This is a genomic window from Streptomyces sp. NPDC005576 (assembly GCF_042871745.1).
Classification (GTDB): Bacteria; Actinomycetota; Actinomycetes; order Streptomycetales; family Streptomycetaceae; genus Streptomyces.
Genome location: NZ_JBIAJC010000023.1, coordinates 1 through 26539 on the forward strand (window position 1 = coordinate 1; position 26539 = coordinate 26539).

Annotated in this window: 15 protein-coding genes and 1 pseudogene; 8 read left to right on the forward strand and 8 right to left on the reverse strand. The window is 72.3% G+C overall.

What is annotated here, in order from left to right; translation table 11 throughout:
* Nucleotides 1-91: 91 nt before the first annotated feature.
* From ACFYPN_RS30680 to ACFYPN_RS30690, 3 genes are all read right to left on the reverse strand, one after another.
* A complete protein-coding gene (locus tag ACFYPN_RS30680) occupies nucleotides 92-640 on the reverse strand; it encodes a TetR family transcriptional regulator (protein WP_358766070.1) in 549 nt (182 codons plus the stop codon).
* Nucleotides 640-1224, reverse strand: a complete 585-nt coding sequence (locus tag ACFYPN_RS30685; protein ID WP_389302784.1) for a sugar O-acetyltransferase — start codon at nucleotides 1222-1224, stop codon at nucleotides 640-642. The genes ACFYPN_RS30680 and ACFYPN_RS30685 overlap by 1 nt, the downstream gene beginning before the upstream one ends.
* Nucleotides 1225-1364: 140 nt before the next feature.
* Nucleotides 1365-2018 carry a CGNR zinc finger domain-containing protein gene (locus ACFYPN_RS30690; protein ID WP_358766074.1) on the reverse strand — a complete coding sequence of 218 codons (654 nt, stop codon included), beginning with the start codon at nucleotides 2016-2018 and terminating at the stop codon, nucleotides 1365-1367.
* Between the two features lie 56 nt (nucleotides 2019-2074).
* Between ACFYPN_RS30690 and ACFYPN_RS30695 the strand changes: the two genes are divergently transcribed.
* A complete protein-coding gene (locus ACFYPN_RS30695) occupies nucleotides 2075-3304 on the forward strand; it encodes an MFS transporter (protein ID WP_389302787.1) in 1230 nt (409 codons plus the stop codon).
* 242 nt (nucleotides 3305-3546) lie between these two features.
* Here the strand turns inward: ACFYPN_RS30695 and gap are convergent, their stop codons facing one another.
* The 4 genes from gap to ACFYPN_RS30715 all read right to left on the reverse strand — a co-directional run bounded on the left by gap (nucleotide 3547) and on the right by ACFYPN_RS30715 (nucleotide 7037).
* Nucleotides 3547-4545 (reverse strand): type I glyceraldehyde-3-phosphate dehydrogenase, encoded by a 999-nt coding sequence (gene gap / locus ACFYPN_RS30700; RefSeq protein ID WP_358766078.1) that lies wholly within the window; start codon nucleotides 4543-4545, stop codon nucleotides 3547-3549.
* A gap of 143 nt (nucleotides 4546-4688) precedes the next feature.
* Nucleotides 4689-5648: a GlxA family transcriptional regulator gene (locus ACFYPN_RS30705; RefSeq protein ID WP_389302790.1), complete on the reverse strand. Its 960-nt coding sequence runs from the start codon at nucleotides 5646-5648 to the stop codon at nucleotides 4689-4691.
* Nucleotides 5649-5896: 248 nt separating this feature from the next.
* Nucleotides 5897-6028: a hypothetical protein gene (locus ACFYPN_RS30710; protein WP_358766082.1), complete on the reverse strand. Its 132-nt coding sequence runs from the start codon at nucleotides 6026-6028 to the stop codon at nucleotides 5897-5899.
* Nucleotides 6029-6125: 97 nt separating this feature from the next.
* A complete protein-coding gene (locus ACFYPN_RS30715) occupies nucleotides 6126-7037 on the reverse strand; it encodes a LysR substrate-binding domain-containing protein (RefSeq protein WP_358766084.1) in 912 nt (303 codons plus the stop codon).
* Between the two features lie 156 nt (nucleotides 7038-7193).
* On the opposite strand from ACFYPN_RS30715, the pseudogene ACFYPN_RS30720 reads away from it, so the two are divergent.
* Both ACFYPN_RS30720 and ACFYPN_RS30725 read left to right on the forward strand, forming a co-directional pair.
* Nucleotides 7194-8204, forward strand: a pseudogene (locus ACFYPN_RS30720) (aldo/keto reductase).
* A gap of 70 nt (nucleotides 8205-8274) precedes the next feature.
* Nucleotides 8275-8691, forward strand: a complete 417-nt coding sequence (locus ACFYPN_RS30725; protein WP_358766088.1) for an SRPBCC family protein — start codon at nucleotides 8275-8277, stop codon at nucleotides 8689-8691.
* Between the two features lie 61 nt (nucleotides 8692-8752).
* Here the strand turns inward: ACFYPN_RS30725 and ACFYPN_RS30730 are convergent, their stop codons facing one another.
* On the reverse strand, nucleotides 8753-9700 hold the full coding sequence (locus ACFYPN_RS30730; protein WP_389302794.1) for a methionyl-tRNA formyltransferase: 948 nt from the start codon (nucleotides 9698-9700) through the stop codon (nucleotides 8753-8755).
* Nucleotides 9701-9944: 244 nt separating this feature from the next.
* Here ACFYPN_RS30730 and ACFYPN_RS30735 point away from each other — a divergent pair, with 244 nt between their 5' ends.
* From ACFYPN_RS30735 to ACFYPN_RS30755, 5 genes are all read left to right on the forward strand, one after another.
* On the forward strand, nucleotides 9945-11306 hold the full coding sequence (locus tag ACFYPN_RS30735) for a lysine N(6)-hydroxylase/L-ornithine N(5)-oxygenase family protein (RefSeq protein WP_389302796.1): 1362 nt from the start codon (nucleotides 9945-9947) through the stop codon (nucleotides 11304-11306).
* A 347-nt stretch (nucleotides 11307-11653) separates the two neighbouring features.
* On the forward strand, nucleotides 11654-11791 hold the full coding sequence (locus ACFYPN_RS30740; protein WP_389302799.1) for a hypothetical protein: 138 nt from the start codon (nucleotides 11654-11656) through the stop codon (nucleotides 11789-11791).
* Nucleotides 11792-11837: 46 nt separating this feature from the next.
* A complete protein-coding gene (locus ACFYPN_RS30745) occupies nucleotides 11838-13640 on the forward strand; it encodes an ABC transporter ATP-binding protein (RefSeq protein WP_389302802.1) in 1803 nt (600 codons plus the stop codon).
* Nucleotides 13641-13882: 242 nt separating this feature from the next.
* On the forward strand, nucleotides 13883-24847 hold the full coding sequence (locus ACFYPN_RS30750) for an amino acid adenylation domain-containing protein (RefSeq protein ID WP_389302805.1): 10965 nt from the start codon (nucleotides 13883-13885) through the stop codon (nucleotides 24845-24847).
* A complete protein-coding gene (locus ACFYPN_RS30755; RefSeq protein WP_389302808.1) occupies nucleotides 24831-26534 on the forward strand; it encodes an ABC transporter ATP-binding protein in 1704 nt (567 codons plus the stop codon). Before ACFYPN_RS30750 ends, ACFYPN_RS30755 begins: the two co-directional genes overlap by 17 nt.
* Nucleotides 26535-26539: the final 5 nt, after the last annotated feature.

Below are 26539 nucleotides of genomic sequence, written 5' to 3' on the forward strand. Positions count from 1 at the left end.
GGAACAACCTCCACAACTCGTCCGGCACCAACCGCTCAACGATCCCCACCATGACTCACAGAATACCGAGTTCGCCCAAATGAGATGACCTCTAAAGGCTGTTCGCGGTGAGGCGGGCGACGGCCTCGCGGGTCAGTGCGCGGGCATGGGGTTCGCGGTCCAGGGCGCGGTGCAGGGTCATACCCTCGATCAGCGCGTCGACCTGGCGCGCGGTGTCCGGGTCGAAGCACTGCTCCAGGAGGGCACGGCTGCGCAGCATCCAGGTCTGGGTCAGCTCTCGGTACTCGGCCCGGCGGGCAGCGAGGGTGTAGAGCTCCTGGGCGAGGATCAGGTCGCGGCGGGGCCCCTCGGAGAGCGTATGGATGAGGTCGGTGACCGCCTCCCGGGCCTGCTCGACCGTCTTCACGCCGGTGAGATGACGCTCGAAGACGGCCACGATGTGTCCGGCGAAGAGAGTGAACGCCTCGCGCAGCAGTCCGTCGATGCCGTCGAAGTGGTACGTCATCGAGCCGAGGGGGACCTCCGCCCGCGCTGCGATCTTGCGGTGCGAGACGCCGGGGACCCCGTCGTCCGCCATCAGATCGAGGGCGGCGGCGAGGATGCGCTCCCGCCGCTGCGGGTCCGCCTGCCCGGTCGCCATCAGATCGTGCGCACGGGGCGGGCCGGGTTTCCGACCGCGACGACACCGGCGGGGATGTCCTTGGTGACCACGGAGCCCGCTCCGACGACGGAGTTGTCGCCGATGGACACGCCCGGGCACACGATGACGCCGCCGCCGAGCCAGACGTTGTCGCCGATGGTGATGGGGCGGGCCGCCTCCAGTTTGTCCCGGCGGGGCTGCGGGTCCACCGGGTGGGTGGGGGTGAGGAGTTGCACGTTCGGTCCGATCTGGCAGTCCTCGCCGATGGTGATCCGCGCGACGTCCAGGGCGGTCAGGTGGTAGTTGACGAAGGTGCGGGCCCCGATGCTGATGTTGCTGCCGTAGTCGACGAAGAGCGGCGGCCGTACGTCGACGCCCTCGCCCACGGAGCCGAGCAAATCGGCCAGGACGGACTGTGCTTGGTCTGCGTCGCCGAGGTAGGCCTCCTGGTAGGAGGCGGCGAGCCGCATCGCGTGCCGCTGACGCCGGACGATCTCGGGGTCGTCGGCGATGTAGAGGTCCCCGGTGAGCATGCGCTCCAGCTGGGTACGCGGGTCGTCGGCAAAGTAGTCCGTCGTCGTCATGCGTACGACCGTACACCTTGAAGGTGCGGGCGTACGTCTCCCCGTCCTGGACCACGCCTCGATCCCCGTCCCGATCTCACCTCGGCGGCGTCCCCGACGCGCGGGTGCGCGGGTGCTCAACGGCCGTCGCCGGTGCTTCGTCAGCCGATCCCGCCGACCCCGCCTGCCTCGCCGGCCGTGTCGGTCCCGCTGGCCCCGGACGCCGCCCCGTTCTGCACCCGCGGCGGCAGCCGCTCGACGGAGGAGCGGGCGCGGCGGTGGGCCGCGACCCGTTCGCGGGTCGCGCAGCGGCGTGAACAGTAGCGGCGGTCGGGTCCGCTGCCCCGGGTGAGGAAGACGTTGTGGCAACCGGAGGAGGAGCACACCCCGCCGGGCGGCCGTTGGGAGTCCCAGAGGAGGACGGTCAGGGCCAGGCACGACGAGGTGAGGAACCACTCCTCCCACGGGGCCTCGTCGTCGTGATCGAGGTGTGGGTGCCAGGGGCTGCCGCCACCGTGGGAGGTCAGCCGGAGCCGCCCGGTGTGATCCGTCAGGAGTTGGTTGAGCGCCGCGGCGGCGGTGTCGGTGTGCTCGGCGGCGAACACCTCCCGCAGGAGACCGGCGGCTTCGCGCATACCGGCGACGTCGTCCGGGGTGAGGCCGACGCAGCCCGTCTCGCCGAAGTCGCGCAGTACGGAGCCGATCGCACGGCCGTCGGAGCACTCCTCGGTGAGAGCGTTGATGAGCGCGACGGTCCGCCGGGCCGTGGTCCGTACGGAGTGCCGGGTGGACCAGTCGTCGGGAGTGGTGGGCATACGTCGAATGTAACGCGTATTGCGAGGTTTTGAGTTACCCACGTAACGTCCGACGGATGGACAAGCGTTACATCCTTCCGCTCTTCGTCGCCGGGGCGTTGGTCGCTCGTACGGGGGACGAGATGTCCGGCCCCGCGCTGCTGCTCGCCGGCTACGCCCTGACCGGGTCCACCGCCGGGGCGTCCGCACTGCTTGCGGGCATCACCGTCGCGGCCGTGGTGGGCGGACCGGTGCTGGGGGCGCTGCTCGACCGGGCGGGGCGTCCCGGCCGCATGCTGGCCGGATCCCTGGTCCTGTACGCCGTCGGCCTCGGGGCCGTGCTGCTGGGCCTCGGACGGCTGCCGTTCGCGGTGACCCTCCTGATCGCGGTGTCGGCGGGGCTCGTGGCTCCGGCCCTCTCGGGTGGCTGGACGGCTCAACTGCCCGGCGTGGCGCCCCCCGACCGCTTGCAGCGTGCGAACTCGTCCGACGCGATGACCTTCGGTGCGGCGAGTCTGGCCGGTCCGGCGCTCGCGGGGGCGGTGGCCGAAGTGCTGGGTGCGCCGACCGCGCTCGTCGTCTCCGCCGTACTCGTCGGCGCGGCGGTTCCGGTTGCCTGGACACTGCCCGCAGCCCGGCCACCTGCCGCGTCTCCCGGCCCACGTGTCCGCGTCCGTGACGGCACGCTCCGGGGCGACCTCGCGGCCGGGGCGGCGACCATGGTGAACAGGCCCGCGCTCGCCCGTGCGACGCTCACCTCGACCCTGTCCTGTGCGGCGCAGGGCATGCTGGCTGCCTGCGTCGTACCCCTGGGCGAGCATGTTCTGGGCGGAGCCGGCCGAGGAGCCGTGCTCCTCACCTGCGTGGCGGTCGCCGCCCTGACGGCCAACGCCGTGCTCGCGAGATGGCCGCTCCCCTTCACGCCCGACACGATCGTCTGGGCCGCTGCCCTCGTCCAGGCCGCAGCCCTGGTCCTCGCCGCCAGAGCCGGGCCCACCTTGCTCCTCGGAGCCGTACTCCTCGCGGGAGCGGCCGAAGGCCCCCAGCTCACGGCCGTGTTCGCGATCCGGCACCGCGAATCCCCGCCGCGTCTGCGCGGCCAGATCTTCACCACCGGCGCCGGAGTGAAGCAGACGGGCTACGCCCTGGGCGCGGCTGTCGCCGGTCCGGCAGCGACCCGCTCCCTGCCGGGCGCACTGTTTCTCGCGGCGGGTGTGGCGGCCCTGGGGGCGCCGGCGTTCTTCGCGATCCGGCCGCCGACGGTCGCACCCCCGGCGGAGCACCCGGACGTGAGCACCCGGACCTGAGTACCCGGACGTGAGCAAGCGCCGCCTTCGACGGGCGCCGTGGCCGGGACGCGGCGACGAGGGCACGGCAACCGAGGTGTCCGGAGCACCCGTCGACCGTGGGGCCGGGCCCACGCAGGCGACGTGGGACACCGCCCCGCTCCGGCCGGCCCCACAGGCAGGACGGCCGGAGCGCCCGGAGCGGTGGTTCGCAGGAGGGAATCGCGGCCCGTCCCCCGGTCAGACCCCGGTCCGTCCTCCGGTCAGGCGGCCGCGAGGAGTTCGAGGGTGTCGATCACACGGTTCGAGAAGCCCCACTCGTTGTCGTACCAGGCGACCACCTTGACGTGGCGGCCGTCGACGCGGGTCAGGGCCGAGTCGAAGATCGACGATGCCGGATTGCCCGTGATGTCGGACGACACCAGCGCGTCCTCCGAGTACTCGAGCACCCCGGCCAGCGGCCCCGCAGCGGCGGTGCGGTACGCCTCCAGCACGTCCTCGCGGGTGACGTCACGGGCGACGGTCGTGTTGAGTTCGACGATCGAGCCCACCGGCACCGGCACCCGGATCGAGTCGCCCGACAGCTTGCCCGCCAGGTTCGGCAGCACCAGGCCGATCGCCTTGGCGGCGCCGGTGGTGGTCGGCACGATGTTGACGGCTGCCGCGCGGGCGCGGCGGGCGTCGCGGTGCGGGCCGTCCTGCAGGTTCTGCTCCTGCGTGTAGGCGTGCACCGTCGTCATGAAGCCGTGCTCGATACCGGCGAGTTGGTCGAGGACGGCGGCCAGCGGCGCGAGCGCGTTGGTCGTGCAGGATGCGTTCGAGACGATGGTGTGCGCCGCGGGGTCGTACGCGTCGTTGTTGACGCCGTACGCGAGGGTGACGTCGGCGCCGTCCGCAGGGGCGCTGACGAGGACCTTCCCCGCACCCGCGTCGAGATGGGCGCGGGCGGCGCCGGCCGAGGTGAAACGGCCGGTCGCCTCCAGCACGATGTCGACGCCGAGTTCGGCCCACGGCAGCCGGGCCGGCTCACGCTCGGCGAGCACCTTGATGCGACGGCCGTCCACGACGAGGGTGTCACCTTCGGCGGAGACCGGGCGGCCGAGGCGGCCCGAGGTCGAGTCGAAGGCGAGCAGCCGTGCCAGCGCGGCCGGCTCGGTGAGGTCGTTGACCGCGACGATCTCCAGCTTGCTGTCGCGTTCGAGGAGCGCGCGCAGCACGTTGCGTCCGATGCGGCCGAATCCGTTGATGGCGATGCGAGTCATGAGCTGTGTCCCTTGTCCCTGGTGCGGTCTCCGGTTCGCTTCCAGGTTCGCCTGCCGCGCGGACCGGTGACAGCGGCTCGATCGCCACGGTCCGCAAGGATCGTGCCAAGCATCCGCGAGGACTTCTGACCGTGTGGTGGGGACTACTCGCCCCGCGCGAAGGTGTGCCGGTACTCGCTCGGGGTGGTGCCGAGGATGCGCTGGAAGTGCAGCCGCAGGTTCGCACCCGTGCCGAGCCCGACGTCAGCGGCGATCTGCTCGACGCTGCGCTGCGAACGCTCCAGCAGCTCGCGGGCCATGTCCACCCGGGCTCGCATGACCCACTGCATCGGGGTGTATCCGGTGTCCTCGACGAAACGCCGGGAGAAGGTGCGCGAGGAGACAGCGGCGTGACGGGCGAGGACGCCGAGCGTAAGCGGCTCGCCGAGCCTGCGAAGCGCCCACTCGCGGGTGGAGGCGAACCGCTCGCCGAGGGACTCCGGCACACTGCGGGGCACGTACTGCGCCTGGCCACCGCTGCGGTACGGGGCCGCCACCAGTCGCCGGGCGGCATGGTTCGAAGCGGCCACACCGAGGTCGCCGCGCAGGATGTGCAGGCAGAGGTCGATGCCCGAAGCGGCGCCCGCCGAGGTGAGCACGCTGCCGTCGTCGACGAAGAGGACGTTCTCGTCTACCCGGACGAGCGGATGCTTCGACGCGAGCGCCCGGGTGTAGTGCCAGTGGGTCGTGGCCCGCTTGCCGTCGAGCAGACCCGTGGCCGCGAGGGCGAAGGCGCCGGTCGAGATCGCGGCGAGCCGGGCGCCCCGGTCGTGTGCGGCGATCAGCGCGTCGAGGACGGCCCGGGGAGGGTCGTCACGGTCGGGAGAACGGTAGCCGGGGACGAAGACGATGTCGGCCCAGGCGAGCGCGTCGAGGCCGTCGGCGACGTGGTACGACAGCCCGTCGCCGCCGGTCACCAGCCCGGGGGCGGCGCCGCACACCCGTACCTCGTACGGCATGCTCGCGCGGTTCGTGAACACCTGGGCGGGAATGCCGACGTCGAGCGGCTTCGCGCCTTCGAGCACGAGTACGGCGACGTGGTGCGGGGGTGGCGAGGCGGACACGGGGGACAGCGTACGCGGGGCGTCGGCCACGGTCCGGGACCGGACGGAGTGCCTCCGGCCCTCCACGCGCCATGGCGGCCATCCTCCCGGCGCGGATCCTGTGCGGGCCTTGCGCGGGCCGCTCCCGGCTCCTTCGCGAATCCTTCGCGAGGATGGAGTGGGAGGGCTGGCAGGCCTGCTTCCGCCGGACGGGGGCAGGAGTTCTTCAAGGTCCCGCGGACCGCGGGACGTCAACCGGTCTACCTCCCTCAGTCGAGGGAGTGGGATGGAGCGAAGATGTTCTCGTTGACGAGTGCCGCAGACGCCACGGCCGCCCCCGCGTGGTTACACGTCGCGGTGATGGTGATCGCCGTTCTGGTGTTGCTGTACAGCCTTTCCAAGCGCAGGAGTTGACCGGCCCGGAGGCCGCATCCGCCGCACGCCGCACTTCGGACGTGAGGCCGGCCCGGGGCCGCTGTGCCCGGCCGCCGGAGAGGGTCACCCGCCCATGGGCGTCGGGCCGCGACCGTCCAGGACGGTCGTACGGAAGGACGCCACCACCGGCCGGAGATCGATCCGGTGCCATGCGGCCCACAGCTGCACCGACGCCCGGTGCCAGGGAAGTTCACGGACCGTGACCCCCTCGGTGGCGCCGCGGACCATGCTCCGCTGGACGAGTGCCAGCCCCAGACCGGAGGCGACCAGCCCCAGAGCGGTCAGCGGCTCCGGAGCGCTGAGGCGGATGTCCGGGGTGAAGCCCGACGCCACGCAGTCGGCGACGAACCCGTCCCTCGTTCCCGGTTCACCCGCACCTTCGACGGCGATCCAGGGCTGACCGTCCAGATCCCGCGCCGTGATGTCCTCCCGGCCCGCCAGCGGGTGGCCGGCCGGCAGCGCGAGCAGTAGCGGGTCCTCCAGCAGCGGGGCGGCCGTCAGGTCGGGGTCGTCCTCGGCCGGCGGGTGCGGGACGAGAGCGATGTCGAGGCTGCGCTGCCGCAGCCCCACGAACTGCTCCTGGGGATCGAGACTGTAGAGCGCGACGTGGATGCCGGGCCGTTCCCCCTGGAGCGTGCGCAGTGCCGCCGGGAGCACACCGGTGTGCATGGCGTCGGAGACGTATCCGATGCACAGGCCGCCCTCCTCGCCGCGTCCGAGGCGCCGGCCCAGGTTCTCCAGGCGGTCCGCGTGCCGCAGCAGCGCGCGCGTCTCGCCGAGGAAGACCCGTCCGTCGGCGGTCAGGCGGATGCGCTGCTGGCTCCGCTCGAACAGCGTGAGGCCCAGGTTCTTCTCCAGCTGAGCGATCTGCCGGCTGAGGGGCGACTGCGAGATGTGCAGTTCCTCGGCGGCCCGGCCCACGTGTTCGGCCTCGGCCACGGCCACGAAATAGCGAAGGTGTCGCAGGTCAAGCATGTAAGACCTCGGGGGACTCAAGTCAGTCCAAGCGTGTCTTGGACAGTCTCAAGTATCGCTCCTACTGTCGGAGAAGTCAGACCGGCGCCCGCCGCGGCTCTCCTGGAGAACCGTACGGAACGACGCCATCCCCCACTTTCCGTAAGGATTTCCACCATGGGCATCGCCCCGCTCCTCTCCGGACCGCTCGGCTTCGGAACCGCCCCGCTCGGCAACATGTTCCGCGCCATCCCCGACGCGGAGGCGACCGCCACCGTCCAGGCCGCCTGGGACCACGGCATCCGTTACTTCGACACCGCCCCCTTCTACGGCGCCGGCCTCGCCGAGCTCCGCGTGGGCGAGGTGCTCGCCGCCCAGCCCCGCGACGCGTACGTCCTCAGCACCAAGGTCGGCCGGGTGATCCTGGACGAGGCCGAGGACCCCGCCGCCCGCGAGCTCGGCGAGAAGGGCGGCCTCTTCGAGCACGGCCGTCCCAACAGAATGGTCAACGACTACTCGGCCGACGCCACGATGCGCTCCATCGAGGACAGCCTCACCCGCCTCAGGACCGACCGGCTCGACATCGTCTGGGTCCACGACATCGCCCAGGACTTCTACGGCGACGAGTGACTCGCCCAGTACGAGAGCGCACGTACCGGCGCCTTCCGCACCCTGGACAAGCTGCGCGCCGAGGGTGTCATCAAGGCCTGGGGTGTGGGAGTGAACCGGGTCGAGCCGCTGGAACTCACCCTCGACCTGGACGAGCCGAAGCCCGACGCCTTCCTCCTGGCCGGCCGCTACACCCTCCTCGACCACGACCGCGCCCTCCAGCGGCTGCTGCCCGCGGCCGCCGAACGGCACGTCGACATCGTCGTCGGCGGCCCCTACAGCTCGGGCATCCTCGCCGGTGGGAGCCACTTCGAGTACCAGCAGGCACCGGCGGAGATCATCGCCAAGGTCGAGCGGATCAAGGCGCTCGCCCAGCGGTACGGGGTCGGCATCAAGGCCGCCGCCCTGCAGTTCTCCCTCGCCCACCGGGCCACCGCGGCGGCCATACCCGGCGCCACCCGGCCCAGCCGCATCGCCGAGGACGTCTCCGCCCTCGGCGAGCGGATCCCGGCCGACTTCTGGGCGGAGCTGCGCGAGGAGCGACTGATCGCGCCCGGCGCGCCCGTGCCGGCCGTCTGACCCTCGGCCCGCCCGCGGCACGGCGGGAATCCGCCCGCCGGCCCTCCCAGTCCTGTACAAGGAGAACCTCATGGCCACCACCACCGCCTCGGTCCGAGTCCCCCTCCCGCCCGACCGCGTCTGGCGGCTCATCGGTGGGTTCGGCACCCTGCCCGACTGGCTGCCCTACATCCCGACGAGCGAACTCGGCGAAGGCGGCCGGGTGCGCACCCTCACCGACGCGGACGGCGGCGTGATCGTCGAGCGCCTCGAAGCCTTCGACGACAAGGCCCGCACCTACAGCTACTCGATCCTCCGCGCACCGTTCCCGGTGACCGGCTACCTCTCCACCCTCACCGTCCACCCGGAGCCGGGCACGGACTGCGCCCGGGTGGAGTGGAACGGAAGCTTCACGCCCGAGGGGATCGGCGAGGCGGAGGCGGTCGCCCTCTTCCACGGCATCTACGCCGACGGGCTCGCGGCGCTCGCGGCGACGCTGAAGGGCTGACGGCACATCACCCGCCCCATGGGGGCCGCCGATGGGGCGGTTCCGGTGAGGCGCCGACGCGTCAGGGACGGTCGGTGAGGTATCCGCCCATGGAGGTGAAGTACTCCGTCGCGGGCATCTCCCGGCCGTCCTCGGTGCGTACCCGGGTGAGGGCCAGACCGTGGTTGCGTCCGGTGCGCGCGTCGGCCCCGGCGACGATCACCACGCCCTCGCCCTCCCGGTAGAAGACGCGGCCCGGCGTGCCGCCGTAACGCGCCTCGGAGACGACAGCGGCGAGGACCTCGAGCCGCTTGCCCCGGTGGAAGGTGAAGGCGCTGGGGTAGGGGTCGGACTGGGCACGCACCAGCCGTTCGAGGTCCTCGGCCGGCCAGGCCCAGTCGATCCGGATGTCCTCGGCGGACCGCTTGTGGAAGAAGCTCGCCTGCGAGCGGTCCTGCCGGGTGAACTCCGTCTGTCCGGAGGCGATGAGCGCGAGCGCGCCGGTGGTGACCGGGGCGATGAGGTCGACGGTCTTGTGGAAGAGGTCGGTGGCGGTGTCCGCCGGACCGACGGGCACCGCCTCCTGCCGGACGATGTCACCGGCGTCGAGCTCGTCGTTCATCATGTGCGCGGTGACGCCGACTTCGGTCTCTCCGTTGATCAGCGCCCAGATCAGCGGGGAGAATCCCGCGTACTTCGGCAGCAGCGAGTCGTGGATGTTCAGCGTGCCGTGGCGCGGCAGCGCGAAGATGCGCGGGGGAATCCACGTACGCCAGTTGTTGGCCACGATGATGTCCGGTTCCGCCGCTTCGAGGCGCTGGAACAGTTCCTCGTCGTCCGGGCGGTTGCGGATCAGGACGGGGACGCCGTTCGCCTCGGCGAGGTCGGCGACGGAGTCGCTCCAGATCTTCTCGTACGCGTGCTCGCTCTTGGGGTGGGTCACGACCAGCACCACGTCGTGCTCGGAGTCCAGGAGGGCTTGCAGGGTCCGGTGACCCCAGGTCTGGTAACCGAACATGACGACCCGCATGGGGGTTCCTCCTCTGTGCCGGAATGGACCGTGGGTCAGTAAAGCAAGGCTAACCTTCGTTGGCAACGGGCGTGCGGCGCAACGTTCTTGACGCGGCGTGCGCCGCCCGGGCTGCCCGAGCACCCCCTCGACAGCCACTGGAGATTAGCTTAGGCTCACCTAAATTCGAGCCGCGCCGTCGGTGTGCCCGACGCTCGCACCTTCCCCATGCCATGAGCGGCTTCCCCGCACGAATGGGAGTGACATGTCACCGGTTCCCCCCTCCGACGCCCCGCAGGTCCACGACCTCGTCGGCATCGGTTTCGGACCGTCCAACGTGGCCATGGCCATCGCGATCAGTGAGCACAACGCCCGCGCCGGCGAGGGGCGGCCGGTCGGCGCCCGCTTCTTCGAGCAGCAACCGCGCTTCGGCTGGCACCGCGGCATGCTGATCGACGACGCGACCATGCAGGTGTCCTTCCTCAAGGACCTGGTGACGCTCCGGAACCCCACCAGCGGGTTCAGCTTCCTCTGCTACCTCAAGAGCAAGGGGCGGCTGATCGACTTCATCAACCACAAGAACCTCTTCCCCCTGCGGGTCGAGTTCCACGACTACTTCGAGTGGGCCGCCGCCCAGGTCGCGGACATGGTCTCGTACGGGCACGAGGTCGTCGCCGTCAGGCCCGCCGTCCAGGACGGGATCGTGGAATACCTGGACGTGACGGTCCGGTCGGGGGAAGGGCTCTCCGCCCACCGCGCCCGCAACCTCGTCATCGGTACGGGACTGCGCCCCCTCCTGCCCGAGGGTGTCCAGCGCGGCGACCGGGTGTGGCACAACTCCGAACTTCTCTCCAGAGTCGGTGAACTGGACGGAACCTCCCCCTCCCGGTTCATCGTCGTGGGCGCCGGACAGAGCGCCGCCGAGAACGTCGCCTACCTGCACCGCGCCTTCCCCGACGCCGAGATCTGCGCGGTCTTCTCCCGGTACGGATACAGTCCCGCCGACGACAGCGCCTTCGCCAACCGGATCTTCGACCCCGGCGCCGTCGACGAGTACTTCGCCGCGCCCGACGACATCAAGCAGCGGCTGATGGGCTACCACGGAAACACCAACTACTCCGTGGTCGACATCGACCTGATCGACGACCTCTACCGGCAGAGCTACCAGGAGAAGGTGCTCGGCACCGAACGGCTGCGCTTCCTCAACGTGTCCCGGCTCGTGGGCGTCGAGGAGACCCAGGAGAAGGCCCACGCCACCGTGACATCCCTGGTCACCGGCGAGGAAACCACCCTCGACGCCGATGTCGTGGTGCTCGCCACCGGCTACAGCCCCGTCGACCCCCTCGGCCTCCTCGGCGAGGTGGCGGACCGATGCCGCACCGACGACCGGGGCCGCGTCCGCGTCGAGCGCGACTACCGCATCGGGACCGACCCCGGCCTGCGGTGCGGCATCTACCTGCAGGGCGGTACCGAACACACCCACGGCATCACCTCGTCGCTGCTCTCCAACACCGCGATCCGGGTCGGCGAGATCCTGGATTCGCTTCTCGACCGGAGGGCCAAGGCCACTTCGGACGAAGCCGGGGCCGGGGCGATCGCCTCAGAGGTCGTCGCGGCCGCCCGCTGAGGCCGACGAGGGCTACGGTGCGCCGACCCGAGAGCGGGTCCGGCTTCGCCGAGCGCCCGGCCCGCTCTCCGGCCGGCAGCGGCGACGCGTCCGGGTGTCGATGCCCCCGGCCGAGGGTGCCGAGCCGCCGACGCCGGCCGGGCCGGTGGGTGCCCCGGCCCCTCATCGTGCTGCCGCACCGACGGCCGTTCCAACTGGCCTCCGCAGCACAGGAAATCGTCTGGTCAGGCTAGGCTCGCCTCACTTCTTCGGGTTACGGTTCGGCTGCTCCGACGACCGGGGGGGTGAGCGGCCGACGTAAGAGCAGCCGGCGTAAGAGCGGCCGGTGCGAGAGCAAGGGATTCAGGATGCTCCTCCAGAGAACGACGGGTACGAAGCCGTGGCAGGACACAACTGTGCACATCGCCGAGCCGCTCGGCACGGAGACCGAGGGGCCTTCCCTCCCGGGCGCCCTCGACGGACTCGTCACCGCGGTCGATCAGTGACTCCGCCCGCCCCGTCCCGCACCGCACGTCCCGCCAGGGGGCCGGAATGAGCGCCACGCACACCCGCACCGCCCCCGCGACCCTGCGTACGGCGGGCGGACGGGAAGCCACCCGCTGGCTCGTCGCCCACTGTCGGCAGGTACCTCTGCTGACCGCCGCCACCGTGCTCACCACGGTGGCGGGAGCCGTCCTTCAGGTGCTTCCGGTGCTGCTGCTCGGCCGGGTGGTCGACGGGGTGGTCGACGGCGAGTCACGATCGGTCCTGGTCACGATAGGAGCCCTGATGGGGGCCGCCGCGCTGCTCGGCGCGGCGGCCGCCGCCGGATCGGCCTACCTCGTCGGACGGCTCGGCGCGGACCTGCTCGCGCGACTGCGCGAAGGCGCCGTCCACGCGGTGCTGGGGATGCCGAGTGCCCGGATCGAGCAGGTCGGCCGAGGAGACGTGCTCTCCCGGGTGGGCGACGACGTCGCCGTGCTCTCCAAGGGCATCCGGTCGGCCGTTCCGACGGTGTTCACGGCCGGAGTGCTGGTCGTCATCGCCACGGCCGCCATGTTCCAGCTGGACTGGCGGCTCGGCCTCGCGGGAGCCGCCGCGCTGCCGGCCTACGCCTTCGCCCTGCGCTGGTACCTTCCCCGGTCCGCGCCGCTCTACCAGAAGCAGCGGGCCGCCCAGGCGGACCGCGCCCAGGCGCTGATCAGCGGCCTCGACGGAATCGACACCGTCCGCGCGTACCGCCTGGAGGGCGCCGTACGCGAGAAGGTCACCGGCGAGTCCTGGCGGGTGCGCGAACTGGGCGTCGAGGTGTTCCGATTCTTCGGCCGCTTCGTCGGCCGGGAGAACCGCGCCGAGTTCATCGGCCTGGTGCTGATCCTCCTGGTCGGCTACGCCCTGCTGGAGAACGGCGCCGCGAGCCTCGGCGAGGTGGCGTCCGCCCCGCTGATGTTCCACCGGCTCTTCACCCCGCTCGGCTCCATCATGTTCACCTTCGACGAGGCCCAGAAGTCGGGTGCGAGCCTCACCCGGCTGGTGGGAGTGGTGGGGGAGCGGGCGGAAGGCCGGCTGGTCGGTGACACCGCGGTCGCCCCGGCGGACGCCGTTGCGCACCCGGTCACGGTGGAGGGACTGACCTTCGGCTACCCCGACGCCGAGGAGCCGGTCCTGCGGGACGTGACTCTGACGATCCCGGCCGGCGGCTCGCTCGCCCTCGTCGGGGCCACCGGGGCGGGCAAGTCGACCCTGGCCGCGCTGATCGCCGGCATCGGCACCCCGCACTCCGGCGCCGTACGCGTCGGGGAGCACGACCTCGCCGACCTGGACGAGGCGGGGGCCCGGGCCCTCGTCAGCATTCTGACGCAGGAGACACACGTCTTCTCCGGTCCGCTCGCCGACGACCTGCGCCTCGCCGCGCCGACGGCCACCGACACCGAACTGGCCGACGCGCTGCGAACGGTCGGCGCGGGAGAGTGGCTCGACGCGCTGCCGGAGGGGCTGTACACACCCGTCGGCGAGGGCGGCGAACGACTGGACGGCACCAAGGTCGCCCAGATCGCCCTGGCGCGGCTGGCGTTGGGCCGCGCGCCCGTCGTGGTACTCGACGAATCGACCGCCGAGGCCGGCAGCGAAGGCGCTGCCGGCCTGGAGCGCGCCGTACTGGCCGCGTGCGCCGGCCGGACCACCCTGTTCGTGGCACACCGGCTCACCCAGGCGATGGCGGCGGACCGGATCGCCGTGCTGGACGCCGGGCGCGTCGTCGAGCAGGGCACCCACCGGGAACTGGTCGCCCTCGATGGCCGGTACGCACGCCTGTGGCATGCCTGGCGCGAAGGAAGTCAGGACCCGGACACCTGAATGGTGGTCCGGCGGACCATGACCGGGTAGGGCGACGCGTCCGTCCCTGCCTCACCAACCCCGTTCCGCCGGCCCCCGCGCGCCGGACGACGTCCCCCGAACTCTCCGCGACGCAGCGGACCGACGAACGCGCCAGGCCCGGCCCCATGGCCCGGCCCCGCCCCGCGGAAGCCGACGACCCTGCCCGGACCGTCCCCGTTCCGAGCCAACTCTCCAACCCCGGAAGGGACGATGAGTCTTCGATGACGGATTCCCACGCCCACCTCGTGACGCTGTCCCCCGAGAGCCTGTCCGCTCTCCGCCGGCGGACCGGTGACTACTCCGACACCACCCTCACCGAAGCCTGCGCCATCGCTCTGGCGTACTGGGCCACGGGCCGCGGCCCCGAGGAAATGGAGCTGAGTCCCGCCACCCTGTTCCCCGACGTCCTTGTTCAGGTGCACAACGGCGGCGCCGGGACCGCCGGCTGGACGGTCGGCATGGACAGCGCGGGCGGCCGGAGCATCACCGTCCCCGAGGGAGTCGAACCTGCCGGAGTGCAGGGCGTGCTGGACGATCTGGTGGACTTCCCCGACCGGCCCCTCGGCACGATCGATGCCACCGATGCCTCCGCCGGGGCGGCGCTGCTGGCCCGGTGGAACGACACCGACGCCGAACGGGACCGTCCCACCCTCGTGGAGATGTTCCGCGAACAGGTGCGCACCCAGCCGGACGCCATCGCCGTCGTCGACGAGCACCGCACCCTGACGTACCGTCAAATGGACCTTTACAGCACCCAGTTGGCGCACGAGCTCGTGCGTCGCGGCCTCGGTCCCGAGGAGGTCGTCGGCATCTCGCTCAGCCGCTCCGCCGACCTGGTGATCGCGCTGCTCGCCGTACTCCGGGCCGGATGCGCCTTCGTACCCCTCGACCCGCAGTGGCCCGCCGCGCGCCGGAGCGTCGTCATCGAGGACGCCCGGGTCGTCCTCCAGCTCAACGACTCGGGGATGCGCCCCGAGGGCGAACCGGAGGCCGTCGCCGTCGACCTCGGCGACTGGGGCCACGGTTCCCACCCCACAGACGGGGCCTTCGTCTCCGTGCCGGGCCAGGCACTCGCCTACGTGATCTTCACCTCCGGGTCGACCGGACGCCCCAAGGGCGCGATGATCCGGCACGAGGCGATCAGCGAACGCCTCCTCTGGCAGAGCCGCGAGATCCTCGGCTTCGGCCCCGAGGACGCCTCGCTGTTCAAGGCGCCGCTCTCCTTCGACATCTCCATCAACGAGATCTTCCTGCCGTTGGTGACCGGCGGCAGGCTTGTGGTCCTTCGCCCCGGCGGCGAACGCGACCCGCACCACCTGCTCGGCGTGATCTCCCGAGAGCGCGTCACCTTCACCTACCTGGTCTCGTCCATGCTGGACGTCCTGCTGGAGATGGCCGGCGACTCCGGCCGGCTGGACAGCCTGCGGCACGTGTGGTGCGGCGGCGAAGTGCTCACACCCGAACTCTACGAACGCTTCCGCGCCAAACTCGACATCCCGCTCTACCACGGCTACGGCCCCGCCGAGACGACCATCGGCGTCTCCCACGTCGTCTACCGCGGCGCCGCCGAACGCCTCTCGACCTCGATCGGCAAGGCCAACCCCAACACCCGCCTCTACGTCCTCGACGACGAACTGCGCCCGGTCCCGGTCGGGGTGGGCGGCGAACTCTACGTCGGCGGCTTCCTCCTGGGGCGCGGCTACGTCAACGCGCCCGGCCTCACCGCGTCCCGGTTCGTCGCCAACCCCTTCGCCGACGACGGCTCCCGCCTCTACCGCACCGGAGACCTCGCCCGCTACGCCCCCGACGGCTCACTGGACTTCCTCGGCCGCGCCGACAACCAGATCAAGATCCGCGGTATGCGGCTGGAGATCGAGGACGTGGAGGCCGGCCTCGCCGAACACCCCGGAGTACGGCACACCTGCGTCGTCGCGAAGAAGAACGCGGCCGGCGGCACCTACCTGGTGGGATACGTCATCCCCGCCTCCGGGTCCGAAGACCTGCGGGGCGAGCAGGTCAGGGCCTGGGCGGAGGAACACCTGGTGGAATACATGGTGCCCGCCCACATGGTCGTGGTGAAGGAGTTCCCGCTCACCCCGAACGGCAAGCTCGACCGCAAGGCCCTGCCCGAACCCGTCGTCGCCACCGGCTCGTCCGTACCGCCCACCACCGACGCCGAGCGTGCGGTCTGCACGGCGGTCGCCACCCTGCTCCGCCTCGACGAGGTCGGCGTCGACCAGGACTTCTTCCGCCTCGGCGGCGACAGCATCCTCGCCATCTCCCTGCTGGGTGCGCTCCGTGACGCGGGCCTCCATGTCACGGCCCGGCAGATCTTCACCCACAGCGTCGTCGGGGCACTGGCCGCCGTGGCGAGCCACGAGGACGTGTCCGCGCCCCTGCAGCACGACGTGGCCACCGGCGAGATCACTGGATCGCCCGTCCTGCGGTGGCTCGGTGAAACCACCGACGCCGTCGACGGCTTCGTGCAGTCCGTAGTGCTGAACGTCCCGGACGGGTTGACCCCCGACGCCCTGGACGAGATCCTCACCGCCCTGGTCCGCCGCCACGACATGCTCCGCGCCCGGCTGGTTCGCGGCGGCCACTGGAGCTTCGACGTCCCCGACGCGGACGGAGCCCTCGCCGGATGGCAGGAGAGCGACCTGCCGGTGGAGGAGTGCGTCACCCTCGCCACCGGCGCGCTCGACCCCGACGACGGCGTGATGCTCCGGGCGGTCTGGCGCCGCGCCGCACACCAACTCGTCGTCGTCGTCCACCACGTGGTGATCGACGGCGTCTCCTGGCGGATCCTGATGGACGACCTCGCCACGGCGTGGCGCCAGTGGTCCTCCGGCACGCCCGTCGAACTGCCCCCCGTCCGCGCGTCCTTCCGGCACTGGACGGAACTCCTCGCACGGACCGACTTCGACGCGGACCGCGCGTACTTCGCACGCCCCCTGCCGGGAGCGGACGGACCGGTCGGCCGCCGGGCGACGTCCGAGGCCGACACCGTCGAACGGGAACGTACCAGGACCATCGCGATCGGCCCCGGCCCCACCGCCGCGCTGCTGGGCGACGTGCCCGCCCGGTTCCACGCGGGCGTCAACGACGTACTCCTCACCGCGCTCGCCGTCACCCTCGTCCGGTGGCGCCGCGACCTCGGACAGGACCAGACGTTCGCACACATCGAGATGGAGGGCCACGGCCGCGAAAGCCGGTTCGTGACCGGTCCCGAGCCCGACCTCTCCCGCACCGTGGGCTGGTTCACCACCCTCTATCCGGTGACCGTGGACCCCGGCCCCGCCGGCGACCCCACCGCCCCCGGCTACCTCACCGCCGCGCTCAAGGCGGTCAAGGAGGACCTCGCCGACGTCCCGGCGGGCGGTCTCTCCTACGGGGTGCTGCGCCACCTGACCGGCACGGTGTTCGACGCACCCGCGCCCCAGGTGCTCTTCAATTACCTGGGCCGCTTCGACGCGGAGACCTCCGGCGACTGGCGCCTCGCCCGCCGCACCGGGCAGCTCGGCGAGCGCCGCGACCCGAGGATGCGCCTGCCGCGCGCCCTGGAGGTCAACGCGATCGCGGAAGCCTCGTCCACCGGCGCCCACGAACTCCTCACCACCCTCTCCTGGCCCGACGGAATGTTCACCGAGGAGGACATCGACACGCTCGGCACCTACCTGCGTGAAGCGCTGACCGGCCTGGCCGGACTCCAGCAGGGCGGCCACACCCCCAGCGACTTCCCCCTGGTGCCCCTCACCCGGGCGGACGTCGACGCCCTGGACGGACCGGCGCTCCGCGACATCCTGCCGCTGACCCCGCTCCAGGAGGGCCTCTACTTCCACTCGGTCTTCGACGACGACTCGGCGGGCGCCTACGTCGAGCAGCAACTGCTCACCCTCGAAGGCGAGGTGGACCCCGAGCGGCTCTCGGCGGCCGCCACCCGGCTGCTCTCGCTCCACCCGAACCTCGCCGCACGGTTCGTCCCCCTCGCGGACGGCCGTGTCGTGTCCGTCCTGGAGAGCGGAGTACGGGCGCCCTTCACGGTGCTCGACCGGCCCGGCATCACCGACGCCGAGATCCATGACCTCGCCGAACGGGACCGGCGCGCCGGATTCGACCTGGCCGAGGGCCCGTTGATGCGCTACACCCTGATCCTCGCCGGCTCCGGCCGGACCCTGCTGGTGCAGACCGTGCACCACATCGTCGCCGACGGCTGGTCCGTGCCGCCGATGCTCCGCGCGCTGCTGGCCGAGTACCACGCGCCCGGCACGGTGTACCCGGTCGGCGGGTTCGCCGACTACGTACGCCTGCTCGCCGGTCTCGACGACGAGGAGAGCGACCGGGTGTGGCGGGAGGAACTCGCCGGACTCCCGGGCCCCTCCCTGGTCGCTGCGGACCACACCGCGCCCGACCGTTTCGCCGACACCGCCGTCGAGGAGGGAGCGGACTTCCGGACCGGCATCGACGCGGCGGTACGTTCGGCCGGCGTGCCCCTGAGCGTGGCCGTGCACAGCGCCTGGGCGCTGACCCTGGGCGGCATCCTGCACGCCGGGGACGTCGTGTTCGGCTCCACCGTGTCCGGACGCGACGCGGACGTCCCCGGCATCGAGGACATGGTCGGTCTCCTCATCAACACCGTTCCTGTGCGCGCCCGTTGGTCCGACAGCACCACGGCCGGCGAGCTGCTCGCCTCGGTCCGTGAGCACCAGAGCGCGACGCTGCCGCACCACCACGTCTCGCTCGCGAGGACCGGCCGCCTGGCCGGCCCCGGCACTCTCTTCGACACCCTGGTGGTGTTCGACGTCGCGACCGACGTGGACGCGCTGCGGCGGCCCGGCGACGACCTCGCCATCACCGCCGTCGAGAACGAGGGCGCCCCGCACTACCCCCTCACCCTCGTCGTCGAACGCACCCCCGACGGGCGCGCCCGCTTCCACCTCATCCACGACGCCGACCTGCTCGGGAAGAGCGGCGCGCGGGAGATCCTGCGCACCTTCACCCGCACCCTCACGGCCCTCCTCGCCCGGCCGGACGCCCCGGTCCGCGAACTGACGCACCCGGAGCACAGGTCCGTCGAGCGGACGGGACCGGCGACACTCGGAGGGCTCTTCGACGCCGCCGCACGCCGCGACCCGGCCGCCACCGCGGTCACCGAATGCGCCCTCGACGGCGCCACCCGCTCCCTGACCTACGGCGAACTCGCTTCCGCGCGCGACGCGTTGGTACCCGTACTGCGCGCGGCCGGAGTCCGGCCCGGCACCCGGGTCGCCGTCGCGCTACCGCGCTCCGTCGAGCAGGTGGTGGCCCTCATCGCCGTCGTCACCGCCGGAGGCGCGTACGTACCCCTGGACCTGGCGTACCCGGACGACCGCCTGGAACACGTCCTCACCGACGCCGACCCCCAGGTCGTCCTCGTCGCCCCCGGCCACCGCGACCGCTTCACGGCCCTGCTCGGCCGGCAGGACGAGGGGACCGCCCGCCTGCTGGTGCTGGGGGAGGAGCCGCCGCGTACGGACCCGCCCGCGGCGGACACCGCAACGACCGAGGCAGGCGCGCACGACGCCGCCTACGTCATCTACACCTCCGGATCGACCGGCCGGCCCAAGGGCGTCGTCGTCCCGCACGCCGCCGTGGTGGCCCTCCTCGCGAACACCGGGCCCGCCATGGACTTCGGCCCCGACGACGTGTGGGTCCAGTTCCACTCGTACTCCTTCGACTTCGCCGTCTGGGAACTGTGGGGCGCGCTGGCGCACGGCGGGGAACTGCTCGTGCCGGAGTACGCGCTCACCCGCTCCCCGGTGGACTTCCACCGGCTGGTCCGCGAACGCGGGGTGACCGTCCTCAACCAGACCCCGTCCGCCTTCCACCAGTTCGCCGAGGCCGACCGGCACGCCGGCGAACCGGTCACCGCGCTGCGACGGATCATCTTCGGTGGCGAAGCCCTGGACCTCGGACGGCTGCGCGGCTGGGTCGATCGGCACGGCACCGCCATGCCCGAACTGGTCAACATGTACGGCATCACCGAGACCACCGTCCACGTCACCCACCGGGTGCTCACCGACGACGACTTCCGCGACGGCGACACCAGCCCCATCGGAGGCCCCATCCCGGGCCTGACCACGCACCTCCTCGACGACCGGCTCCGGCCGGTACCGCCGGGGCGGGTGGGCGCCATCTACGTGGCCGGTGACCAGGTGTCGCTGGGCTACCTCGGCAGGCCGGAACTCACCGCCGGCCGGTTCGTGGCCGACCCGTTCGCCGGTGACGGCTCCCGCATGTACCACACGGGCGACCTCGCCCGCCGTACGCTCGGCGGAGAGCTGGAGTTCGTGGGCCGCGCCGACGACCAGGTGCAGGTCAAGGGCTTCCGCATCGAACTCGGCGAGGTGGAAGCCGCCCTCAGGGAACTCGGCGGCGTCACCGACGCGGCCGTCACCCCCGCGGACAGCGGCGACCACCTGATCGCCCACGTGGTGGGCCGGGCGCACGGAGACATCGCCCGCCTGCTCGCCGCGAAGCTGCCCGCACACATGGTGCCCGGCCGGGTGCGGCCCGTCGAAGCCCTGCCGCTGACCGTCAACGGAAAACTGGACCGCAGGGCCCTGGCCGAGAGCGCCGCGCGGGACGCGGTTCCCACGGCTGCGACCCCCCCGACCGCGCGCAGCCGCCCCGCGCTCGACACACTCGTCACCCTCTTCGCCGAGACCCTGCCGGAACCGGACGTGGACGAGGACACCGACTTCTTCGCAGCCGGCGGCGACAGCATCGTCGCCATCACCGTGATCAACCGGGCCAGGGCGCTCGGCCTGCCCATCGCCCCCCGGGACGTCTTCCTGCACCGGACCCCGCGCGCGCTCGCCGCACACCTGGATACCCGCACACCGCCGCTCCCCGCCGCCCCCGGGCCCGCCCGCCCCCAGGACGGGCCGCTCCTCCCCACGCCGATCGTCCTGCGCCAGCGCGAACTGGGCGGCTCGCTCGACCGGTTCGCCCAGGCCCGTACCCTCCGCGCGGCCGACGCCACCACGCCCGCCGACGTCCGGCGCGCGGCGGACGCCCTGCTGGCCGCGCACCCGGCCCTCCGGCTGCGGCTGCGCGCCGACCACGGGGTGTGGTCCCTGCGCACCGAACCGGCCGGCCCGGCAACCGTCCTGCTCCCTGATACCACCGACCCGACCACCGCGGCGGACGAGGCCGCCGCGGGGCTCGACCCCGGCGCGGGCAGGGTCGTCGCCTTCTCCTGGCTGGCCCGCACCCGCACCCTGGTGGTCACCGCCCACCACCTCTGCGTCGACGCGGTCTCCTGGCTGATCCTCCTCGACGACCTGGCCGCCGCCCTGCGCGGGGAGGCCCCGGCGCCGACGACCACCCCCTTCGCCGAGTACGCCGAAGCGCTGACCGCCCGCTCCGCCGAAGCGGTCGACGACCTCGGTCACTGGCTCACCACGCTCGGGGCACCCGCCCCCCTGCCCCCGGCCGCAGCACTGCGCGGGATCACGACCGTCCTCCCGGCGGCGACCAGCGACCTGCTCACCCGCACCGCCCCCGCAGCCCTCGGCACCGGTCTCACCGAGCTGCTCGTCGGCGCGCTGCGCGCAGCACTGACCCGCGTCCAGCCCGAGCCCACCGATCTCGCGATCGACCTCGAACACCACGGCCGGGTCCCCGCCCGGGACCACCACGACTACTCCCGTACGGTCGGCTGGTTCACCGCCGTCGCACCCGTGCGCCTCACCGCGCACACCGACCCCGTCGCAGCCGCCCGTGAAGCCGCGGCCCGCCGGCCCGACGAGGAGGGGCACCTCGGCTACGGCCTGCTCCGCCACCTCAATCCGCAGACCGCACCCCTGCTGAGCGGCCGGCCGCACCCCCAGGTGCTCTTCAACTACCTGGGCCGGGGTAGCGAAACCGAGGCGCTCCGCCTCGCCGCGGGGGAGCAGGGCAGCCCGTACGCGGTCGAGGTCAACGCCTGGACCGACAGCGCCACCGGCACTCTGCACGCGGAGTTCACCCTCGCCGACGGCATCCCCGACACGATCACCGAGCACTGGCGGCGGGCGCTGGAGGAGATCGCGCACGCCTCCGCCACCGTCGAGCGCACGGCGCCGGTCACCCCGCTCCAGCGCGGCCTGTATTTCCAGACGCAACTGTCCGGCACCGCCGGACAGTACGTCGCCCAGAGCTGGTTCACCTTCGACCGGCGCCTGGACACCGACGCGCTGGCGGAGGCGATGGCGTACGTGATCGCCCGCCACCCGGTCGTCGGCGCAGGCTTCACCACCGACGACGACGGCAACCCCGTCCAGGTCCTCGCCGCGGGCCGGCACGTCGACGTCCGCACGGTCTCCCTCAGCACGAGGGCCGAGACCGATGCCCTGCGCGCCCGGGACCGCGACACCGGATTCGACCCCGGCGAACCGCCGCTGATCCGGCTGACCGCGGTGCGGCGGCCCGGCGACCGCGACGGGCTGCTGCTCAGCTACCACCTGCTGCTCTGGGACGGCTGGTCCCGCGAGATCGTGCTGCGGGACCTCTTCGACGCCTACCGGGCGATCCTCGCCGGCGAACCACTCGACCCGGCACCCGCCAGGCCGGCCTTCGAGGAGCACGCACGCGCGCTCGCGGCCAAGGACCCCGCCGCCTCCACCCGCTTCTGGGCCGGCCACCTGGCCGGCCTCACCGGCCCGACCCTGCTCGCGGGCCCGGCACCGTCCTTCCCGGACCGGCTGCCGCGCGCCCTCACCCAGACCCTCACCACCGAGGCGTCGGACCTCCTGCGCCAGGCCGCCAGGACGCACGGTGTCACCCTGAACTCGGTGCTGACCGGCGCCTTCGGCCTCCTGCTCGGCGCGCACACCGGCCGCGCCGACGCCGTGTTCGGCGTCACCGTCTCCGGCCGCGAGGACGAGGGCACTTCCGGCATCGTCGGCGTGCTCCTCAACACCGTGCCCCAGTGGACCCGGCCGCGCCCGGACGACACCGCCGGGGAGTACCTCACCGCCGTCCAGGAGGCCCGCGTCGAGGCGATGGAGCACGAACACCTGGGACTCGGCGAGATCCAGCGGGCCGCCGGCCACGACACCCTCTTCGACAACCTCTTCGTACTCCAGAACTTCCTGGACATGGAGGCGTTCGCCCGGATGAACGCCCGGCACGGCATCACCTCGGTCGAGGCCGACGACTCCACGCACTACCCCTTCACCTGGGTCGTCACCCCCGGCGACCGGCTCACCGTCAAGCTGGAGTACCGCGACGAGGACACGGCGGGCGCCCGCCGCCTGCTGGACGGCTACCTGCGCGTGCTCGACGATCTGGCCCGCTCCACCGGCCCCCTCGGCCGGCTCCCCGGACTCGGCGACGAGCCCGGTCCCCCCGACGTCACGGACATCGGCACGGACACCGTCGTCGACCGGTTCGACCGGGCCGCCGACCGTGACCCGCAGCGGGTCGCACTCGTCGCCCACAGCGCCAGGATGACCTTCGCCGGACTCCGCGACCGCAGCCGCGCCGTGGCCGGCGTGCTCGCCGCACGCGGCATCGGCCCGGAGACCACCGTGGGCCTCGCCCTGCCCCGCTCCCTCGACTCGATCGTGGCGCTCTTCGCGGTGCTGCGCACCGGAGCCGCGTACGTGCCCCTGGAACTCGACCACCCCGACGAGCGGCTCGCCACGATCCTCACCGACGCCCGGCCCGAGGCCATCCTCACCGTGAGCGCCGTCGCACCCCGGCTGACGGGTGAACTGATCGAACTCGACCGCCCGCTCCCCGACGCGGAACCCCTCACCACCTTCGCCCCCGACGACCCGGACCGCCTGCGCCACCCCGCGTACACCATCTACACCTCCGGATCGACCGGGAAGCCCAAGGGCGTGGTGACCGAGTACGCCGGTCTCACCAACATGCTGATCAACCACCAGCGCCGCATCTTCGAGCCGGTACTCGCCGAGCACGGCCACCGGACCTTCAAGATCGCCCACACCGTGTCGTTCGCCTTCGACATGTCGTGGGAGGAACTCCTCTGGCTCGCGGACGGCCACGAGGTGCACATCTGCGACGAGGAACTGCGCCGCGACGCCCCCCGGCTCGTCGCCCACTGCCTCGAACACGGCATCGACGTCATCAACGTGACCCCGACCTACGCCCAGCAACTGGTCGCCGAGGGCCTGCTCGACGACCCCGCACACCGCCCCGCGCTGGTCCTGCTGGGCGGCGAGGCCGTGACCCCCGCGCTCTGGCAGCGTCTCGCGGCGACGGAGGGCACCGTCGGCTACAACCTCTACGGTCCCACCGAATACACCATCAACACCCTCGGCGTCGGCACGTTCGAATGCGAGGACCCCGTGGTGGGCGTGGCGATCGACAACACCGGGGTGTACGTGCTCGACCCGTGGCTGCGCCCCCTGCCGGACGGCGTCCCCGGCGAGCTCTACGTGACGGGCGTCGGCATCGCCCGCGGCTACCTCGGGCAGTCCGCACAGACCGCGCACCGCTTCGTCGCCTGCCCGTTCGGCGAGCCCGGCGCCCGCATGTACCGCACCGGGGACCTGGTGCTCCGGCGGCCCGACGGGAACCTGATGTACCTCGGCCGCACCGACCAGCAGGTCAAGATCCGGGGCCACCGGGTCGAACTCGGCGAGGTGGAGGCCGCGTTCGCCGCCCACCCGGCGGTACGGTTCGTCGCCGCGGTCGCCCAGCCCGACCCCCATGCCGACGGAGCCCACCGGCTGGCCGCGTACCTGGTGCTCGACGACCTCGCCGGCCCCGACGGCTCCCGCGGCGCCGGCCTCGCCGCGGTCGCCGCCGCCGTCGGCGCCGGGCTGCCGGACTTCCTGCGCCCGACGCACTACGCGCAGGTCGACGCCATCCCGCTGACCGTCAACGGCAAGGCCGACACCAAAGCCCTGCCCGAAGCCAGACCGCTCGGCGTCCTCACCACGGCCGGCGAACGCGCTCCCGAGGGCAAGACCGAGACCCTCGTCCGCGAGTTCTTCGCCGAAGCACTGGATCTGGACGACGACGAGGTCAGCGCCGTGAGCGATTTCGTCTCCCTCGGGGGACACTCCATGCTGGCGGTGCGGCTGACCGGGCTGCTCCGCCGGGAGTACGGCCCCGTGATCACCATCCGTGATCTGCTCACCCTGCGAACCCCGGAAGCGATTGCGCGCCACCTTGAAGACAACAGCTGACCCCCAGCGGCCCCGCCAGGGCGCCGGCATCCTGCGGACCGCTCTGCGCCGCAACCTCGGCGCGATGGTCCGGGGCACCGTCCTCATGGGCCTCTACCAGGCCGGTGAGACGGCGTTCCCGATCGCGCTCGGCCTGATCGTCGAACACACCATGCAGGAGCGCGGTCCCGGCAGACTCCTGCTGTCCGTCGGCGCGCTGGCTGTGATCATCACGACCGTCTCACTGTCCTGGCGGTTCGGGATGCGCATCCTGCAGAAGGCCAACACGACCGAGGCGCACCACTGGCGGGTCCGCGTCGCGGCCTGCGGACTCCAGCCGGTGGCCCGGGACACGGACCTCGGATCCGGCGAGATACTGACCATCGCCACCGAGGACGCCGACCAGACCGCCGACATCATCGAGGTGGTGCCGCTGCTGGTCAGCTCGGTCGTCGCCATCCTGGTCGCGGGGACCGCGCTCGGACTCGCCGACGTACGGCTCGGCCTGCTGGTCTTCGTGGGAGCCGTCGCGATCCTCTCCGTCCTCGGAGTGATGTCGAAACGGATCGGCGCGAGCACCCAGGAGCAGCAGGCCCGGGTCGCCCGGGCGGGCGCGAAGGTCGCCGACCTGATCAACGGACTGCGCCCGCTCCACGGCTTCGGCGGCAACCACGCCGCGTTCCGGTCCTACCGGCAGGTCAGCACGGAGGCGAAGCGCCAGGCGATCGCCGTCGCCCGGGTGACCGGCACGTACGCCGGCGTCGCGCTGGCCCTCAACGCGCTCCTCGCGGCCGTCGTGACCCTGACCGCGGGCCTGCTCGCCTTCGACCGGCAGATCACCGTCGGCGAACTCGTCATGGCGGTGGGACTGGCGCAGTTCATCATGGAACCGCTCAGACTCTTCTCGGAGATGCCGAAGTACGTGATGACGGCCCGCGCCTCGGCCCGGCGCATGGCCCTGGTCCTCGACGCTCCGCCGGTCTCCACCCCGGGGACGGGAAGCCCCGAGCCGGGCGGCGACCTGGAGATCGACCGCGTCCGCCACGGCTCACTGCGCGAGCTGAAGTTCCAGGTGGCGGCGGGCGAGTTCGTCGCGATCGCCGCCTATCAGCCGCGCGCGGCGGCCGAGTTCGCGGCGATCCTGGCCCTGAACGTGCCGCCTCATTCGTACGAAGGGGTGGTACGGCTCGGCGGCCAGGAGATCGGCGACCTGCCGGCCGAGTCGGTACGCGCGCACATGCTGGTGAACCCGTACGACGGGGAGATCTTCGCGGGGACGCTGCGTACCAACATCGACCCCTCCGGCACCAGTGACATGATCCCGGAGGCCGTCGAGGCGTCCCTGCTGACGGATGTCGTCGCCCTGCACCGCGAAGGGCTGGACCACGTGGTCCGGGACCGGGGCGCCAACCTCTCCGGAGGGCAGCGCCAACGCCTCTCCCTGGCCCGCGCACTGGCCTCCGACAGCGACATCCTGGTCCTGCACGACCCGACCACGGCCGTCGACGCGGTCACCGAACAACTCGTCGCCCGCAACATCGCCGAGCTGCGCCGGGGGCGCACCACCGTCGTGCTCACCAGCAGCCCCGCCCTGCTCGACGCCGCCGACCGGGTCCTCGTCCTGGACGACGGCGTCGTCACCGCCGAGGCCACCCACCGCCACCTCCTCGCCACCGACGAGGCGTACTGCCGGGCCGTGGCGCGGTGATCCTC